We start from the raw sequence: 477 nt of genomic DNA on the forward strand, positions 1-477 counted from the left end.
GGTGTTTCTGTAAACAGAGACACTGTCGTGCTGTTTATTTGAGAGACTCACTGACAGGTTACTCCTTACCCCAATACATCTACGGAGGGATAAGTTTCAGCTGTCATGTTTCAATTTTCAGCTTGTTCCAGATTGTTAAAGAGCAATATCTTAAACACGACTCGCAAGAGTCATCTTTAAGATAATCAGTCACGAGTGACCGGTGATAATGTCTTTCACTCATTATCGGATGGCGTCCCCAAGGGGATTCGAACCCCTGTTACAGCCGTGAAAGGGCAGTGTCCTAGGCCTCTAGACGATGGGGACACAAAATCCGATTAAACCCAGGGTTTAACCGTTTCTCGTATCAGCATGAGTCCAGAAGACTCATTACATCAACAGGTAGCGCTTTGCTCATTACTTTTCATCAGACAATCTGTGTGGACACTGCACTCAACTGCATATCTTTAGGTAAGGAGGTGATCCAACCGCAGGTTC

General features: G+C 44.9%; 1 tRNA gene. It reads right to left on the reverse strand.

Going from position 1 to position 477, the window contains the following annotated elements:
• Window positions 1-230: 230 nt before the first annotated feature.
• Window positions 231-306: transfer RNA gene (locus tag KAJ71_RS23200), tRNA-Glu, on the reverse strand.
• Window positions 307-477: the final 171 nt, after the last annotated feature.

Origin of the sequence: Serratia silvae (assembly GCF_023282985.1) — a bacterium.
In the GTDB taxonomy this organism is placed as follows: Bacteria; Pseudomonadota; Gammaproteobacteria; order Enterobacterales; family Enterobacteriaceae; genus Chania; species Chania silvae.